General features: G+C 40.4%; 17 protein-coding genes and 1 tRNA gene. 7 read left to right on the plus strand and 11 right to left on the minus strand.

Going from position 1 to position 15601, the window contains the following annotated elements; genetic code table 11:
- Window positions 1-30 precede the first annotated feature (30 nt).
- Together CWC02_RS04880 and CWC02_RS04885 are read left to right on the plus strand one after the other, a co-directional pair.
- A complete protein-coding gene (locus CWC02_RS04880; RefSeq protein ID WP_138616790.1) occupies window positions 31-1656 on the plus strand; it encodes a M28 family metallopeptidase in 1626 nt (541 codons plus the stop codon).
- Between the two features lie 71 nt (window positions 1657-1727).
- Entirely contained in the window at window positions 1728-2900 is a 1173-nt protein-coding gene (locus CWC02_RS04885) for a putative manganese transporter (RefSeq protein ID WP_138616792.1), read from the plus strand.
- A 61-nt stretch (window positions 2901-2961) separates the two neighbouring features.
- Here CWC02_RS04885 and CWC02_RS04890 read toward each other — a convergent pair whose 3' ends face one another.
- From CWC02_RS04890 to seqA, 6 genes are all read right to left on the minus strand, one after another.
- Window positions 2962-4530, minus strand: coding sequence for a dihydrolipoyllysine-residue acetyltransferase (locus tag CWC02_RS04890; RefSeq protein ID WP_138616794.1), 1569 nt, complete (start codon window positions 4528-4530; stop codon window positions 2962-2964).
- Window positions 4531-4538: 8 nt separating this feature from the next.
- On the minus strand, window positions 4539-5516 hold the full coding sequence (locus CWC02_RS04895) for an alpha-ketoacid dehydrogenase subunit beta (protein ID WP_138616796.1): 978 nt from the start codon (window positions 5514-5516) through the stop codon (window positions 4539-4541).
- On the minus strand, window positions 5516-6730 hold the full coding sequence (locus CWC02_RS04900; protein ID WP_138616798.1) for a thiamine pyrophosphate-dependent dehydrogenase E1 component subunit alpha: 1215 nt from the start codon (window positions 6728-6730) through the stop codon (window positions 5516-5518). The genes CWC02_RS04895 and CWC02_RS04900 overlap by 1 nt, the downstream gene beginning before the upstream one ends.
- A 269-nt stretch (window positions 6731-6999) precedes the next feature.
- Window positions 7000-8055, minus strand: coding sequence for a succinylglutamate desuccinylase (gene astE / locus CWC02_RS04905; RefSeq protein ID WP_138616800.1), 1056 nt, complete (start codon window positions 8053-8055; stop codon window positions 7000-7002).
- A gap of 79 nt (window positions 8056-8134) precedes the next feature.
- On the minus strand, window positions 8135-9772 hold the full coding sequence (gene pgm / locus CWC02_RS04910) for a phosphoglucomutase (alpha-D-glucose-1,6-bisphosphate-dependent) (RefSeq protein ID WP_138616802.1): 1638 nt from the start codon (window positions 9770-9772) through the stop codon (window positions 8135-8137).
- Between the two features lie 16 nt (window positions 9773-9788).
- On the minus strand, window positions 9789-10391 hold the full coding sequence (seqA, locus tag CWC02_RS04915; protein WP_054553926.1) for a replication initiation negative regulator SeqA: 603 nt from the start codon (window positions 10389-10391) through the stop codon (window positions 9789-9791).
- Window positions 10392-10522: 131 nt separating this feature from the next.
- Between seqA and CWC02_RS04920 the strand changes: the two genes are divergently transcribed.
- From CWC02_RS04920 to fur, 5 genes are all read left to right on the plus strand, one after another.
- Window positions 10523-11287 (plus strand): alpha/beta fold hydrolase, encoded by a 765-nt coding sequence (locus CWC02_RS04920; protein WP_138616804.1) that lies wholly within the window; start codon window positions 10523-10525, stop codon window positions 11285-11287.
- A 99-nt stretch (window positions 11288-11386) separates the two neighbouring features.
- A complete protein-coding gene (locus CWC02_RS04925; protein WP_036968243.1) occupies window positions 11387-11608 on the plus strand; it encodes a DUF2788 domain-containing protein in 222 nt (73 codons plus the stop codon).
- A gap of 2 nt (window positions 11609-11610) precedes the next feature.
- Window positions 11611-11889 carry a LexA regulated protein gene (ybfE, locus tag CWC02_RS04930; RefSeq protein ID WP_004586673.1) on the plus strand — a complete coding sequence of 93 codons (279 nt, stop codon included), beginning with the start codon at window positions 11611-11613 and terminating at the stop codon, window positions 11887-11889.
- A gap of 14 nt (window positions 11890-11903) precedes the next feature.
- The gene (gene fldA, locus CWC02_RS04935) at window positions 11904-12431 is read left to right on the plus strand and encodes a flavodoxin FldA (RefSeq protein ID WP_054553928.1); all 528 of its coding nucleotides are present in this window, start codon (window positions 11904-11906) and stop codon (window positions 12429-12431) included.
- A 190-nt stretch (window positions 12432-12621) separates the two neighbouring features.
- Window positions 12622-13065 carry a ferric iron uptake transcriptional regulator gene (gene fur / locus CWC02_RS04940; protein ID WP_138616806.1) on the plus strand — a complete coding sequence of 148 codons (444 nt, stop codon included), beginning with the start codon at window positions 12622-12624 and terminating at the stop codon, window positions 13063-13065.
- A 68-nt stretch (window positions 13066-13133) separates the two neighbouring features.
- Here the strand turns inward: fur and bamJ are convergent, their stop codons facing one another.
- From bamJ to CWC02_RS04965, 5 genes are all read right to left on the minus strand, one after another.
- On the minus strand, window positions 13134-13751 hold the full coding sequence (bamJ, locus tag CWC02_RS04945; protein ID WP_054561418.1) for a BamJ family beta-barrel-assembly machinery protein: 618 nt from the start codon (window positions 13749-13751) through the stop codon (window positions 13134-13136).
- 73 nt (window positions 13752-13824) lie between these two features.
- The gene (locus tag CWC02_RS04950) at window positions 13825-14226 is read right to left on the minus strand and encodes a hypothetical protein (protein WP_054553931.1); all 402 of its coding nucleotides are present in this window, start codon (window positions 14224-14226) and stop codon (window positions 13825-13827) included.
- A 52-nt stretch (window positions 14227-14278) separates the two neighbouring features.
- Window positions 14279-14369: transfer RNA gene (locus CWC02_RS04955), tRNA-Ser, on the minus strand.
- A 73-nt stretch (window positions 14370-14442) separates the two neighbouring features.
- On the minus strand, window positions 14443-14820 hold the full coding sequence (locus CWC02_RS04960; protein ID WP_054553932.1) for a hypothetical protein: 378 nt from the start codon (window positions 14818-14820) through the stop codon (window positions 14443-14445).
- A 199-nt stretch (window positions 14821-15019) separates the two neighbouring features.
- A complete protein-coding gene (locus CWC02_RS04965) occupies window positions 15020-15568 on the minus strand; it encodes an NAD(P)H nitroreductase (RefSeq protein ID WP_138601088.1) in 549 nt (182 codons plus the stop codon).
- Between the last annotated feature and the right edge of the window lie 33 nt (window positions 15569-15601).

Consider the following 15601-nt stretch of genomic DNA (forward strand, 5'->3'; position numbering starts at 1 on the left):
ACGCCACCATAAAACAAAAAAAGAGCTATTATGAAACGCTATTTTCCAATGACAGTCCTTGCAAGTGCTATTCTTGCGGGCTGTGCTTCAACAAGTATCACATCAAGTGATGTCGAAAAAGCCTATCAAAGCATTAACTCAGAGCAACTAGCAGAGCACATTAAAGTGCTTGCCTCTGATGAGTTCGGTGGCCGTGCCCCCTCATCGAAAGGTGAAGAGCTAACGCTTGCCTATTTAACCGACCAATTTAAAGCATTGGGTTTTGAGCCGGGTAATGGTGATAGCTTCTTACAAGAAGTACCGCTTGTTTCACTAGAAGCTGATTCAGACATGGTACTTACTATTGGCGGCAAAGATTACCAATACAAAAAAGATATGGTAATGGGTAGTAGCCGTATTAGTGCTAAGCAAAGCATTAAAGATTCTGAATTAGTATTCGTTGGTTACGGTGTTAATGCACCAGAGTACAACTGGAACGACTACGAAGGCCTAGATGTTAAAGGCAAAACCGTTGTTATGCTGGTAAACGATCCTGGTTTTGCGACGAAAAACCCTGATTTATTCACGGGCGATGCCATGACCTATTACGGTCGTTGGACATACAAATATGAAGAAGCAAGCCGTCAAGGTGCAGCAGGTGCGATTATCATCCACGAAACAGCACCGGCTTCTTACCCATGGTCAGTTGTTGAAAACTCTTGGAGCGGTGAGCAATTTGGTTTCCAAAAAGAAAATAACAACATGGACCGTGTTGCTGTTGAAGGCTGGGTAACAACAGATGTTGCTAAAGAGCTTTTCACAAAAGCAGGCTTAGATTTCGATACCATGAAAGCGAATGCGGCAAAAGGCGCTTACCATGTTGATATGGGCGACCTAACTGCAAGTGTTGAAGTAAATAACACAATTAAAAAATCAATTTCGTATAACTTTATCGCGACGTTACCGGGTAGCGAAAAGCCTGATGAGCACATCATTTATTCAGCTCACTGGGATCACCTTGGTACTGATAAAACCCGCAAAGGCGACCAAATCTATAATGGCGCCCACGATAATGCAACGGGTACTGCTGGCTTAATCGAAGTTGCTGAAGCATTCGCGACCCTACCTGAGCACCCTAGCCGTTCAATGACTTTCTTAGCCGTTACTGCTGAAGAACAAGGTTTACTTGGCTCGAAATATTATGCTGCAAATCCAGTGATCCCAGCATCACAAACGGTTGCAAACATCAATATGGATAGCTTAAACCTATTAGGTAAAGTAAAAGACATCAGTGTTGTTGGTATTGGCAAATCTGAAATGGATAGCCTACTAGAAACAGCTGCAAAAGCGCAAGGCCGTACAGTATCTGGCGACCCTAAACCGTCTTCAGGTGGTTACTACCGCTCTGATCACTTTGCATTTGCAAACATGGGTGTACCAGCAATGTATGCCGGTGGTGGTAGTGAAGCCCTTGATGAAGAAACGGCAAATTACCGTAAGCGTATGAGCCTGGTGCTTCGTGGTTGTTATCATCAGCCTTGCGACCGTTACCGTGATGAATGGGATTTATCAGGTGCCGTTCAGGACCTTCAGTTATTCTATCAAGTAGGTTTTGATATCTCAGAACGAAAAGAATGGCCGACCTGGAATGCCAATTCTGAGTTCCAACGCAAATAGATACAAATGAGATTGATTTTCATTTAAAATCGTACTACAGTGTAACCTGATTAATTTTAAGGTTGCACTGTATGCTCTCACTAACACAAACGAGGTTTATTCCTAACAAAGCGAGGTGTTACATTACGGACAATAAACGCTTATTTTTACCCCTTTTATTACTAATTTCTTTGGCGGTACCTGCAAGCCGAGAATTCACCCTACAAGCGCTAAGTGATGCTTTTTTTCAAGTATCTGTATTTGTTGCAGCCACCTTATTAATCTATTACTACCTTATTGATAAACTTCCTCAGTTACAGCTGAGCTATCTACGCGCTAAATCAGGCATTCTAGAGGTGAGTTTTGCCTCAATTTTAGGTGCTTTACCTGGCTGTGGGGGTGCCATTATTGTGGTAACCCAATTTACTAAAAAGCAGGCTAGCTTTGGCTCTGTTGTTGCTGTCTTAACCGCAACCATGGGTGATGCCGCCTTTTTACTGTTAGCAACCCGTCCGCTTGATGGCTTATTAATGATGTTAATAGGTGTTGCTGTAGGCGTTATTAGTGGTCAATTAGTTAATACATTTCATAGCCCAAATAAATTTCAGCCTGATGAGGCTAGCGAATACAACGAGCAGCCACAATGCCAACCAAAAGCGTTAAAGTTTAGCCGACCAGTATGGAAATTTGCTTTAGTACCGAGCTTGATTGTTGCTTTTGTTATCGCCACCAATACCGACTTAAGTGTATTTGGCAGTGGTATTAATGAGGGCATTACTGTATTTGGCTCAATCATGGCACTATTCACCGTGGTTGTGTGGGCACTGTCTTCTAAAGGCAGCAGTTATAAGCAAGTAACCAGTGAAGAAGCACCTTGCACACCTCCTTCAAAACTCACGAAAGTGTTAATGGACACGCACTTTGTTACGGCCTGGGTTGTTGCCAGTTTTATGCTGTTTGAAATTCTCGTTAACCTAGTTGGTGTTGATTTAACAGCGTGGTTTTCTGAGTATGCTTATCTTGCACCGCTGGTGGCTGTGGCTATTGGCTTATTACCCGGCTGCGGGCCACAAATCGTCGTGATGACACTCTATATTCAAGGTATTATTCCATTTAGTGCGATGGCAGCCAATGCAATTTCAAATGACGGCGATGCCCTATTCCCAGCTATCGCATTAGCGCCAAAAGCGGCCTTAATCGCGACGGTGTATTCAACAATTCCAGCGCTGATACTCGGTTATGGGTTGTATTTTTACGGTAAATAGCAAATACAAAATTTACAATTAAAAAAACCAGCCGAGGCTGGTTTTTTAATGCTTACTAATGTTAGCTCATGGCCATCATCATTTTTGCAGGGTCTTCTAAGTAAGACTTCCATAAGTTATTGAAGCGGGCAATTGTTCCGCCATCAATCACTCGGTGGTCACCAGACCAGCTTACTTGCATAATTGCTGCTGAAATCACATTACCTTGTGCATCAAAGCGAGGTAAATGCTGCAGTTTACCTAAAGCAACAATCGCTACCTCAGGTTTATTGATGATCGGGGTTGCAATTGTGCCGCCAATCGCACCGATGTTAGAAATGCTAATAGTGCCGCCTTTCAAATCATCCGGTGAAACACGACCATCACGTGCTGCTTCAGTTAAGCGGGTCACTTCGTTTGCAACATCTACGATACTCTTTGACTGGCATGATTTAATGTTTGGTACAAGTAAACCAATCTTAGAATCAACCGCCATACCGATGTTATGATCATCAAAGTAAGTTAGCTCGCTGCAATCATCATTTACTTGCGAGTTTAGTACTGGGAATTGCTTAATCGCTAACGACAGTGCTTTGATAAAGAACGGCATCATAGTGAGCTTAACACCCTGCTGCTTATACTGCTCTTTGAGCTCACTGCGCATTGCAATTAGTTTAGTGAGGTCAATTTCATCACAGAAAGTAAAGTGAGGAATTGTCGAAACTGAAGCAACCATTTGCTTAGCCATTGCCGCTTTAATGCCTTTAATAGGCTCTACGCGACTGCCACCAGAAGACACCACCGTTGATACAGGCTCTGCCGCTTTTGGCGAAGCTTGTTGTGATGCTGCTTGGCTTGGTGTTTCATTCAAGAAATCTTCGATATCTTGTTTATAAATACGGCCGTTTTTACCAGAGCCTGGTACTTGCGTTAAATCAACATCAAGTTCGCGGGCTTTACGTCGAACAGCAGGTGAAGCAACCGCTTTCTTATTAAGTTGTTTGCTAGAGTTTGCTGAAGCCGCAGGTTTCTGTGCTGGTTTAGTTGCTGCATTTGTTTGTGCTTTAACTACCGCAGAACTTACATCTGGCTCTGCACTTTGGCCGGCAATGCTCATTTGGAATAATGGACTGTGAACCGCTGCAATATCACCCTTTTGATAATAAAGCTTTTCAACTTTACCTGTGTATTTAGCCGGAATTTGCACCAATGCTTTGTCTGTCATTACATCACACACAGCTTGGTCTTCTACGATTTCATCGCCTTCACTGACTAACCACTCAACGATTTCACATTCAACGATCCCTTCACCGATATCGGGTAATATGAAATCTTCTAAGTGCTCACCAGCCTCAGATGATGCTTCAGTTGCTGCAGGAGCTTGAACTACTTCACTTTGTGTTGGTGCTTCGCCATCAACATCCATTGCAAATAATGGTGCATGTACTTTCGCAATATCCCCTTTTGCATAATAGAGCTTACTGATCACACCATCATGAACAGCAGGAATTTGCACAAGCGCCTTGTCGGTCATAACATCACAAATAGGCTGATCTTCTTTTACAGAATCGCCTTCTGCAACTAACCATTCAACAATTTCACACTCTACGATGCCTTCGCCGATATCTGGCAAGATAAAATCTTTAGACATACTGACTCCTAAAACTCTACTGATTGCTTGATCGCAGCAAGCACTTTAAGTGCATCCGGCACATATTCTTTTTCAAGTGCTAATGGGTATGGCGTATCTAAACCACACACGCGAGTAATTGGCGATTCAAGGTGTAAGAAACACTCTTGTTGAATTGTTGCAACGATCTCTGCACCAAAACCATTCGTGATTGGTGCCTCGTGGCTTACCACTAAACGACCTGTTTTAGTCACTGATTTAGCAATGGTCTCAACATCCCATGGTAAAATGGTACGTAAGTCGATCACTTCACAGCTAATACCTTGCTCTGCAGCTTTTTTAGCGGCGTCTTCGATGATTTCCAGCTGAGCACCCCAAGCAAGTACAGTGACATCAGTGCCTTCTTGCACGATTTCAGCTTTACCAAGCTCGATGCTGTAATCTTCTTCTGGCACTTCACCTGTTGATGCACGGTATAAACGTTTCGGCTCAAAGAAAATAACAGGGTTATCATCTTTAATTGATGCACGAAGCAAACCTTTTGCTTGGTATGGGTTACGTGGCACAACTAACTTTAAACCCGGTGTGTGAGCAAAATAAGCTTCTGGTGATTGTGAGTGATATAAACCACCTGCAATACCACCACCGTATGGTGTACGGATTGTTAGATTGCCAACATTAAATTCATTACCACTACGGTAACGGAATTTAGCTGATTCATTCACGATTTGGTCAAATGCAGGGAAAATATAATCAGCAAATTGAATTTCAGCTAAAGCAGGTGCACCGAACGCCGCTAAACCATTTGCAAAACCTAAAATACCTTGCTCAGTTAACGGAGTATTGAACACACGATGCTTACCATATTTTTCTTGTAAGCCAGATGTAGCACGGAATACACCACCAAAATAACCAACATCTTCACCGAAAATACATGCATTTGGATGCTCTGCCATGGTGATATCAAGGGCAGAGTTAATTGCATGAAGCATGTTCATTTTAGCCATTACTTTAATCTCCCTGCAGTTGTTGGATAAGCATCAGGATGCTGCAAAATGTGCTCTTTTAGTTCTTCATATTGTTTTTGCAGTGATGGGATTGGCTTATCATACACATCAGAAATAAGGTCTTCTAATGCTGGTTTTGCTACTTTTTCAGCGCGTTTAAGAGCCGCTAAAATTTCTTCACGAATTGTTTCTTTGTCTTTCGCGTCTTGCGCTTCATCTAACCAACCTTGTTTTAATAACCACTTACGGAAACGCTCGATTGGACAGCCTTTATGTTTTGCTTCTTCATCTTTTGTACGATAGCCACTAGGGTCGTCACTGGTTGAGTGAGCGCCAAGACGATAGGCAATCGATTCAATTAAAACAGGTTCACCTTTAGTCGTTGCAATTTCACGGGCTTTTTTAGTTGCTGCATAAACAGCAAGTGCATCAGCACCATCAACACGAATTGTTTTAATGCCATAGCCAACACCACGTGATGCAATACCATCACCTTTAAATTGCTCATCAGCAGGTGTAGAAATCGCATAACCATTGTTACGAGCAAAGAAAATTACTGGTGCTTCATGAACTGCGGCCATATTTAAACCAGCATGGAAATCACCTTCAGACGCAGCGCCTTCACCAAAGTAACAAATAGTGATGTTATCAATAGTGCTGTTTAACTCACCGGTTTGGGCATCAATATGACGAACTTTTTGACCATATGCATAACCTGTTGCTTGTGGAATTTGTGTACCAAGCGGTGATGAAATAGTCATGTAGTTAAGTTCGCGTGAGCCATAGTGAATTGGCATTTGGCGACCTTTACCCAAATCTTTTTCATTTGAGAGCATTTGATTCATGAATTGGTCAAGGCTAAAACCACGATAACGTAAAGCTGCTTGCTCACGGTATTGGGCCATGATCATATCGTTTTGATCAAGCGCTGCAGCTGATGCTGTTACAGCCGCTTCTTCGCCTAGACATTGCATATAAAAGCTAACACGGCCTTGACGCTGTGCTGCTTGCATACGCTCATCAAGTGCTCTAATAAAACGCATTGTTTCATATAGGCGGATTGCCGTTGCTTTGTCGATATCAGGTGCGGTTGCACCTTCGTAGATGTCGCCTTCCTCATTAAGAATACTTAATGTAGGGATCGTTAATGCGTGACCATCAATAAATGACAGTTCATGATTAATGTTTAGCGATACGTTATTTGGATTACTCATAACCTACCTTCTTTCGTTGTCAGAAACCTACGCTACTGCCCTTAATTATATTTTTATCAGCATGAGCTGTAAGGATAAAGTTTGCGCAATATTCAATCTAATTAAATTAAACTGCCGTCACTTTACGTTAACGTAAGTTGTTATTCAACTAATCATAGACGAATAGATGACAAATGGCTAAAAACGCATGGAAAGTTAACTATACAACAAGATAAATTCTTTATAGTCATATAGTTAACTAAATATAGATGGGTGTTAATGCAGAGATTTTAAATAAAGTTGCTATCAACTTGCATTGGAATAACGGTAAGCAAAGCGCGCTGACCTAAGGCTACATCAGCGTTTGGGAAGATAATAGCTTCACCGTCTACTTCCGCTTCATATCTGGTCTGACCATCAGTTGCCATTAATTCGCCCTTTGCGAAACCGGTGAAATTTTCCACATCATCAGCAAATGGAAAACTAAAGTCTTCGCAAGTACGGTTTATTGTTCTATATACAGAAAACAACTCGAAATCCTCTGCATTAAATTCTTTATATTCAACAGATTTTTGACTAATTAATGCAATTAAGGTTTGTTTGGTTTTCTCAAATCGCGACATGTCGTTTTCGCCAAATGGTTTTACTTGGCCAAGTTCTACCGTAAATGAGTCAGCTCCATGTACAAACGACGAGTAGTAACTGAAGGTAGTTGCCGCTGATTTCATCATTAGTACCGTGTTTACGCCACAGCTAAGTAAAAATTGCAGTTGTGATTTTTTCCACGGTTTACCATGTAAGAAAGGATACACTGCGAACTTTTCATTTTTAGAGCCACGAATTGCTGTGTGAAGATCATAATGAAAACGCTCACTGCCCTGGTTGCCTCTAGCAAAGAAATCAGTAACAACGTCTTCAAGGAGCTTTGCACGCACTCGCTCAGGGTTAGAAGCAATACCTTCTACTGTATGATGACCATTAAACAAACGGTTTAAGTTTTCATCTACAAAACGCTTACCGATATTAATAGATTTAGGATTACCATAAATAAACAGTACACGCTGCTGCAAGGTAAGTTGTTCTGTAACGATTGACTTGATTAATTGATCGCAGATTTCAATTGGCGCAGTTTCGTTACCATGTACCGCACTTGAAAGTACAATATCTTTGTTTGTCTGCTGCGCAGGTTGAAACTCAATGATACCCGTGTCGTGAACAGTGACATCAGTACCGTTTTCAAGGGTAAATGCACAAGGTTCGAGTGAAAATTCATTGTTACGGGTCAGGGTTAAAAAGTCGCCAGTACTTTTTAATTGTTCGAGATATGAAGGAGTTGAATAGCTCATTGTTCTATCCTAAAAATGTGTGAGAGTAGAATACAAAAACGGCTGAGAAACTCAGCCGTTTTAATAGGTAAAAAAGGAATTAGCTAATTACTGAATCAACCAGCTTTTTCGCTTCTTTTTCTAATAATGCTAGATGTTCTTCACCTTTGAATGATTCAAGGTAAATTTTGTAGATGTCTTCAGTGCCAGATGGGCGTGCAGCAAACCAACCGTTTTCAGTAACAACTTTTAAACCGCCGATAGCAGCGTTATTACCAGGAGCATGGGTTAGTTTTTGCGTAATGGCATCACCCGCTAAGGTACTTGCAGTTACATCATCCGCTGATAACGCTTTTAAACGTGATTTTTGTTCTGTATTAGCTGGCGCATCAATACGTTTATAAATAGGCGCACCGAACTCTTGCTCAAGTTCTTTATAAAGCTGTGATGGTGTTTTACCTGTTACAGCTAAAATCTCTGCAGCAAGTAGACCTAAGATGAAACCATCTTTATCAGTGTTCCAAACTGTACCATCAAAGCGTAAGAATGACGCCCCTGCACTTTCTTCACCACCAAAAGCAAGGGTACCTTTGCTTAAGCCTTCAACAAACCATTTAAAGCCTACCGGTACTTCTTTTACTTCGCGGTTATTACGTGCAACCACTTTATCAATCATGCCGCTTGATACCAGCGTTTTACCAATTGCGACCTCTTTTGACCATTCGCGGTTATTTAATAAGTAGTCAATCGCAACTGCTAAAAAGTGATTTGGATTCATTAAGCCGTCAGGAGTAACAATACCATGGCGGTCATAATCAGGGTCGTTACCTATACCGATATCATAGTCATCTTTCAATGCAATAAGGTTTGTCATTGCATAAGGAGATGAACAATCCATACGGATTTTGCCGTCTTTATCTAAAGGCATGAACGAAAATGTTGGGTCAACAGATTCATTTACGACCGTTAAGTCTAAATTATATTTTTCTGCAATGACTGGCCAAAAGTTGATACCAGAGCCACCAAGTGGATCCACACCAATTTTGATTTTCGCATCGCTAATTGCTTTTAGATTAACGATATTAACTAAGTCATCAACATAAGGGGTAATTAAGTCTTGGTACTTAATAAAACCAGAACGTGATGCTTTAGCATACGGAAATAACTCAACTTCAACTAAGTCTTCTAAAAGTAATTGATTTGCTCTGTCTTCAATCCACTTAGTAACATCAGTATCTGCTGGGCCACCATTTGGCGGGTTATATTTAAAACCACCATCTTCTGGCGGGTTATGTGAAGGTGTTACCACAATACCATCAGCAAGTTCATTTGGATTTTCTTTATTATGGCAAACAACAGCATGACTGATTACCGGCGTTGGCGTGTAATCGTCATTTTCTTGTGCAATGACTTGCACTTCGTTTGCAACAAGTACTTCAATAGCAGAGTTAAAAGCCGCTTCACTCAATGCATGTGTATCTTTACCTAAGAAAAGTGGGCCAAAAATATTGTTTTCTTTACGGTAATCACAAATTGCTTGAGTGATCGCTAAAATATGCGATTCATTAAATTTTACATCGAACGAACAACCACGATGGCCAGATGTACCAAAAGCAACACAATGCTCTGGGTTTTGTTCTAGGTCTGGTTCATTTAAGTAATAAGCCGAGATCAGTTTTGGTACATTCACTAAGCTTGATTGCGGTGCAGGTTTACCTGCATCTGGATGAATCGCCATATTATTTCCTTATGGATTATAAGTAATCACGAATTTTTTCTGCTTCATCTGCGCTGTAACCTAAGCACAGTGCTACTTCGTGAAGCATCATTTTTTTTCTGGTTGTATTTGAATTTGTCATCACCCAATACTCAGTATCAGTGATATTTTTTGGATTCATGCTGCTACCGCTCTCCAGAAGTGCTTCTTTGCTTGTGGCAAAATAAACTCGATCACGGCCTTTAATTTCAAGCACGTTAGCAAAATCTTTTTTATGCGTTCTATATAAAGCAGCAAGTATAAATAAGAATCGACCAACAACACCTTTTTGCATTGCCAGCTCTTCTTTGTTTAATACATTAAACACATTACCTTTCACTTGTGTCGATGCTGTGACAGTTTCTGCAGCCTCTTCAACATTTTCGTTGCTAGGTTCAGGGCTTGATTCTTGTTCTGCTTGTTCTTGTACTTCAACAACTGGGGTTTCTTGTTCAGTTTTAGTAGTTGTTTCAACTGGGGCATTGGTGCCATCAGAGAGGTTTAATAAACGACGCAAAATGGTTGATGCACTTTCACCAATACTTTGCGTGTTGCTTGCAATGTATTGATATAACTCGTCGTCTATGTCGATTTTTTTCATGTTATTCCTGTCTTTACGGGTCACATTTTAAAAGTTCTCAATGATTATACCTAAGCTCGCAGCAATTCTCTATGTTTTGCATTTTGTAATTTCACTAGGCAAAATACTGCCATTAAAAATAGGAGTTGAAAATGCTATTAAACTACCAACAAATGGGTCAAGGTTCAGACGTTGTATTGATCCACGGTTTGTTTGGCTCACTTGAAAACCTCAATGTAATCGCAAAAGCATTAGCTGAAAATTATCGTGTAACGAATATCGATTTACGTAATCACGGTAAATCATTCCATAGCGATACCATGAATTATCATGCTATGGCTAAAGATGTCAGTGAGTTACTTGAACATCTAACTATTAGTAAAGCGCACATCATAGGTCATTCAATGGGTGGCAAAGTGGCCATGCAATTAGCACTTAATCACCCTTCACTTATCGATAAGCTTGTCGTGTTAGATATTTCTCCTGTTGCTAATAACCCTCGCCACAGTGCCATTTTTGCAGGCCTAAACGAAGTTGCACAGTCTAATATCAAAGATAGAAAATCGGCTGATGAAATACTTGCCAAGCACATTGAGGAAATGGGCGTACGTCAATTTTTATTAAAAAGCTTTGCTAAAAATGATGAAGGTCACTATCAATGGCGCTTTAATTTAGCTGTTTTATACCAGCAATATGAAAATATTTTAGCGCAAGTTAGTGAAAATGATTCTTGTTTATGTGATACTTTGTTCATTAAAGGTAATGATTCTGACTACATTTTAGCAGAGCACCGCCCTGCTATTATGGCGTTGTTCCCTAATGCAAAAGCAAAAATTATTCATGGTGCTGGTCACTGGCTACATGCCCAAAAACCACTTGCTGTTAATAAAGCAATCAGCGATTTTTTAGCTCATTAATAGGGCTGATTAAATTCGCTGTTTTTGATCGTGCGCACTAAATTATTACAAATTTGTGTGATATAGTACGCGCCGTTTAATTTAAAGGTTTATACGTTGATGGTCAGTCAGTTAATTAACGAATTTGATACCTTAGGGTTGTATTTTGGCTTAGCCGGTATTTTCTTTTTTATTGGAATGGCAATTCAAGACGTCCTTAAAAAAGGTGATGTACCACGATTTGGCCGATACATCGTTTGGTTAGTGCTATTTTTAGGCTGTTCTGGGTTTATAGCGAAAGGACTTATTCAAGTCTTCTGGCAAGGCGCAGGTGTGGGCTAGACATGGCAAAGTCAGAAACAGATAGAACAACACCCGATTTATTTGAATACGAAAAGCGTCCAGGTAGGCCGAAAACAAATCCCCTACCTCGCGATATGCAATTAAAAGTAAATAAACGTAACCAAATAAAACGAGATAAAGCACGTGGTTTAAAGCGTGTAGAATTTAAGGTTTCATCACAGTTATATCAAGCATTAAGCGATATGGCAGATGCGCAGAATATTAGCCGTAGCGCGTTGATTGAAACAATTTTACAAGAAAGATTGGCTATTGATAGATAGAAGGTTTTAAATCCATGTCAAGCGTAGGTATTTTTTTCGGAAGTGACACAGGCAATACTGAACACGTAGCTAAAATGATTCAAAAAGAATTAGGTAAAAAGCTTGTAGCTGTTCACGACATTGCAAAAAGTTCTAAAGAAGAGATTGCTGAATTCGATTTATTGTTATTCGGTATTCCAACTTGGTACTACGGTGAAGCTCAATGTGACTGGGATGATTTTTTCCCTGAATTAGAAGAAGTTGACTTCGAAGGTAAACTTGTTGCTATTTTCGGCTGCGGTGACCAAGAAGACTATGCAGAGTACTTCTTAGATGCAATGGGCATGATCAACGATATCGTTACTGAGCGTGGCGCAATCGTAGTGGGCCATTGGTCAACTGAAGGCTACGACTTCGAAGCTTCAAAAGCACTCGTAGATGACAGCAACTTTGTTGGCCTTGGTATTGATGAAGACCGTCAACCAGAGCTTACTGAAAAGCGTGTTAAAGACTGGTGTGCTCAGGTTTATGACGAAATGTGTTTAGCGGAACTTGCTGATTAATAACAAGTACTACTCGCATTTACTAGCTGATGTAAAGATGCACAACCAGTTCATTTTTGTTTGAAAAATCGGCAAATAGACGAATTGTTCTTTGCACTTAGTAACTAGGCACGTTATTCTAATAGTTGCTAATGTGTCGTGTGCATCTTGATGATGCCTAGTATAACTAAATAAAATTGAGACAGATTGAATGACTGATCACAACTTGGAATTAAAAAAAGCAGGGTTAAAAGTAACCTTGCCACGTATTAAAATTTTAGAGATTCTACAATCTCCAGACAACCAACACATCAGCGCTGAAGATGTCTATAAAATTCTTTTAGACAAAGGCGAAGAGATTGGTCTTGCAACTGTCTACCGTGTTCTTAACCAATTTGATGATGCAGGTATTGTATCTCGCCACCACTTCGAAGGCGGCAAGTCAGTATTTGAATTATCAGGTAGCACTCACCATGACCACTTAGTGTGCCTAAAATGTGGTAAGGTAGTTGAGTTTGAAGACGACACTATTGAACGTCGTCAAGAAGAAATCGCAACAGAGAATGGTATTAAACTGACGAACCACTCTCTTTACCTATATGGTGAATGTGAAAACACTGCTGCGTGTAAAGAATACGCTGAATCAAATAGCTAATTAGCTATTTGGTTCAGACATAAAAAAACCTGCTTAAAGCAGGTTTTTTTATATCTATTTGAAATCGATTAGATGATTTCTAATAGCTCAACGTCAAAGATTAACGTTGAGAAAGGAGCGATTGCTGCACCAGCACCGCGCTCACCGTAAGCAAGTTCGTGTGGTACGTATAAACGCCACTTAGAACCAGTACCCATCATTTGCACTGCTTCAGTCCAACCTTTGATTACACCGCCAACTGGGAATTCAGCTGGTTGACCACGCTCGTATGAGCTGTCAAATACTGTACCGTTGATTAGTGTACCGTGGTAGTGTGCACGGATTGTTGAATCTGCAGTTGGTTTTTCACCGTCGCCTGCAGTAAGTACTTCGTATTGAAGACCTGATTCAGTTACTGTTACTTCAGGACGTTTTGCATTTTCTTCTAAGAATGCAATACCTTCAGCTGCAAGAACTTTAGCTTCTTCTTCACGACGAGCTTGGATCTCAGCGTTGATTTTCTCAAAAGCTGCTTGAATTTCTGGGATTTCAACTTGGAAATCATTACCAGTGTATGCGTCTTTCATACCTTCAAATACAGAATTTAAGTTTAAACCTTCGAATGGATTCGCTTTTAATTGCTCACCCATTTGTAAACCAATACCGTAACTTGCTTTTTCAGCGTCTGTTGTAAAATTATCTGACATGTTTTAATTCACGTTTATTTAGTTAAAAGACGTGCTCATACTAACATAAAAAAACAACGAATATCGCCTAGTTTTACTGCGTTTGCTCAGTGTTTGCACTAATTCGCTGCTTTATTTTATCAATTACAAATGTCGCAACAGGTAATGTAGCGATCATCGAAGCAATAAAAAAACCGCTCATTAAACCATCTTTGCCTAACATAATTAAAGGCACAGCAATAAGACCCACAGTAGAAATCACACATGCTGCAATAACAGGCCAATGCTTGTCGTATTTGCCAATAAGGTGCCCTACTAACACATTAAACCCAATACCATAAGCGATTGAAGATATTAGCCCGTAATCAGGCTGCGCATCATGGGCCATAGCTACAAGTACATTGATCCCGCTGTGATAAAAATAAGAAAAGATACACCAAAGCAGAACATGTTTAACAATGCGCATTAGTGTAGAAGAAGACTCGCTTGCTGACATTACTTATCTCCAGATAGCAAAAAACCGCCCTAAAGGCGGTTTTTCTAAATAATGGTGGAGAGATAGGGATTTGAACCCTAGAGGGGCTACAAACCCCTGCCGGTTTTCAAGACCGGTGCATTCGACCACTCTGCCATCTCTCCGTACGGCGCGCATAATAGTGTTTACTGCGTTCGTTGTAAAGCCTTAAATGTAAAAAACTTTAAAAAAGTATTTTTAATAGTACTGCTTCGGACGCTTTGCGATTAAAGAGCAAACTAAACAAACAATTAAACTAACAATTGCAAAACCTGAGCCCTGCACTATTACGTCAATTTTATTGAGGTTATAACTCGGTACAATAACTAATGCGAAGGCGGGTAAGCAGGTGATCGTTAAAACGTAGCAACAAATTTTAAAAGCGCGGCCGAAATCGAAACGTTTAGTGCTTTGCATCCACCATGTCAATAGAAGTAATACCACTACAGCAGACAAGCCAAGGTAATGAGGTTGTTTTGTAGACATGGCAACAAAAAATGTGACAACAGCGCCAACTAAGCCCCAAATTGACCAAGCGAACCAATTTTCTTTTTCACGTAAAAATAAGTTTCCCATTGTTCTCGTCTTCTTTATCGTTATTTTTTTAAGACTTTCCATACGTTAACAAAAAATAACCGATTAAAAAACACACTGAAGAAGAATTATTTCGTTTTTTGCATCCGTGCGCTTCTTACAGCTAAGCTAAATCTAAAAAAACTAACATAAGTAAGCTTAATAGTGTCTGACTGCTTAACTGCAAAAAAGTTCCTACTATTTATAAATTCTCAAAAAACGTCTCTGGCTTGTGTCTGATAGGTTTTTTAATGTCTATTTCTGGCGTACCTAAATAGAGGTAACCAACAATCTCATCTTGTTCTTTACAACCGAGTGCCGCTTTAACAGCTGGGCTCTGTGCAAAATAACCTGTGCGCCAAATCCCCCCTAAACCTTGGGCGAATGCCGCTTGTTGCATTGCAAGTACAGCGCAGCCTGCACTTTGTACTTGTTCAATACGTGGCACTTTTGGGTTTTCAGTTACATCTGCAATGGCAATGATCATCATCGGAGATCGCAGCGGTAGTTCTTTAGCGCGCTCAATGGTTCTATCATCTTGGTTTTCAGCAACAGCGGCCTGATGATAGATATCGCCTAATTTATTACGTGCATCGCCTTCAACGACAATAAATCGCCAAGGAGCAATACAGCCATGATCAGGCACTTTAATGGCCGCTCGCTTAATAATTTCAAGTTGTTCTGCAGTAGGTCCAGGTGCGATAAGGCGAGGATCTGATTGTCGAGTTTGTAATAGCGTTAAAGCGTCCATGAATATTCCGTAAATGCTTAAGTACGACGCCCC

The organism is Pseudoalteromonas sp. S2721, assembly GCF_005887425.1.
Lineage (GTDB): Bacteria > Pseudomonadota > Gammaproteobacteria > Enterobacterales > Alteromonadaceae > Pseudoalteromonas > Pseudoalteromonas simplex.

Excerpts from the sequence above, each read along its gene's own strand:
- CWC02_RS04880 (WP_138616790.1), top strand. The coding sequence starts at position 31 with ATGAAACGCTATTTTCCAATGACAGTCCTTGCAAGTGCTATTCTTGCG.
- CWC02_RS04885 (WP_138616792.1), top strand. The coding sequence starts at position 1,728 with ATGCTCTCACTAACACAAACGAGGTTTATTCCTAACAAAGCGAGGTGT.
- CWC02_RS04890 (WP_138616794.1), bottom strand. The coding sequence starts at position 4,530 with ATGTCTAAAGATTTTATCTTGCCAGATATCGGCGAAGGCATCGTAGAG.
- CWC02_RS04895 (WP_138616796.1), bottom strand. The coding sequence starts at position 5,516 with ATGGCTAAAATGAACATGCTTCATGCAATTAACTCTGCCCTTGATATC.
- CWC02_RS04900 (WP_138616798.1), bottom strand. The coding sequence starts at position 6,730 with ATGAGTAATCCAAATAACGTATCGCTAAACATTAATCATGAACTGTCA.
- astE (WP_138616800.1), bottom strand. The coding sequence starts at position 8,055 with ATGAGCTATTCAACTCCTTCATATCTCGAACAATTAAAAAGTACTGGC.
- pgm (WP_138616802.1), bottom strand. The coding sequence starts at position 9,772 with ATGGCGATTCATCCAGATGCAGGTAAACCTGCACCGCAATCAAGCTTA.
- seqA (WP_054553926.1), bottom strand. The coding sequence starts at position 10,391 with ATGAAAAAAATCGACATAGACGACGAGTTATATCAATACATTGCAAGC.
- CWC02_RS04920 (WP_138616804.1), top strand. The coding sequence starts at position 10,523 with ATGCTATTAAACTACCAACAAATGGGTCAAGGTTCAGACGTTGTATTG.
- CWC02_RS04925 (WP_036968243.1), top strand. The coding sequence starts at position 11,387 with ATGGTCAGTCAGTTAATTAACGAATTTGATACCTTAGGGTTGTATTTT.
- ybfE (WP_004586673.1), top strand. The coding sequence starts at position 11,611 with ATGGCAAAGTCAGAAACAGATAGAACAACACCCGATTTATTTGAATAC.
- fldA (WP_054553928.1), top strand. The coding sequence starts at position 11,904 with ATGTCAAGCGTAGGTATTTTTTTCGGAAGTGACACAGGCAATACTGAA.
- fur (WP_138616806.1), top strand. The coding sequence starts at position 12,622 with ATGACTGATCACAACTTGGAATTAAAAAAAGCAGGGTTAAAAGTAACC.
- bamJ (WP_054561418.1), bottom strand. The coding sequence starts at position 13,751 with ATGTCAGATAATTTTACAACAGACGCTGAAAAAGCAAGTTACGGTATT.
- CWC02_RS04950 (WP_054553931.1), bottom strand. The coding sequence starts at position 14,226 with ATGTCAGCAAGCGAGTCTTCTTCTACACTAATGCGCATTGTTAAACAT.
- CWC02_RS04960 (WP_054553932.1), bottom strand. The coding sequence starts at position 14,820 with ATGGGAAACTTATTTTTACGTGAAAAAGAAAATTGGTTCGCTTGGTCA.
- CWC02_RS04965 (WP_138601088.1), bottom strand. The coding sequence starts at position 15,568 with ATGGACGCTTTAACGCTATTACAAACTCGACAATCAGATCCTCGCCTT.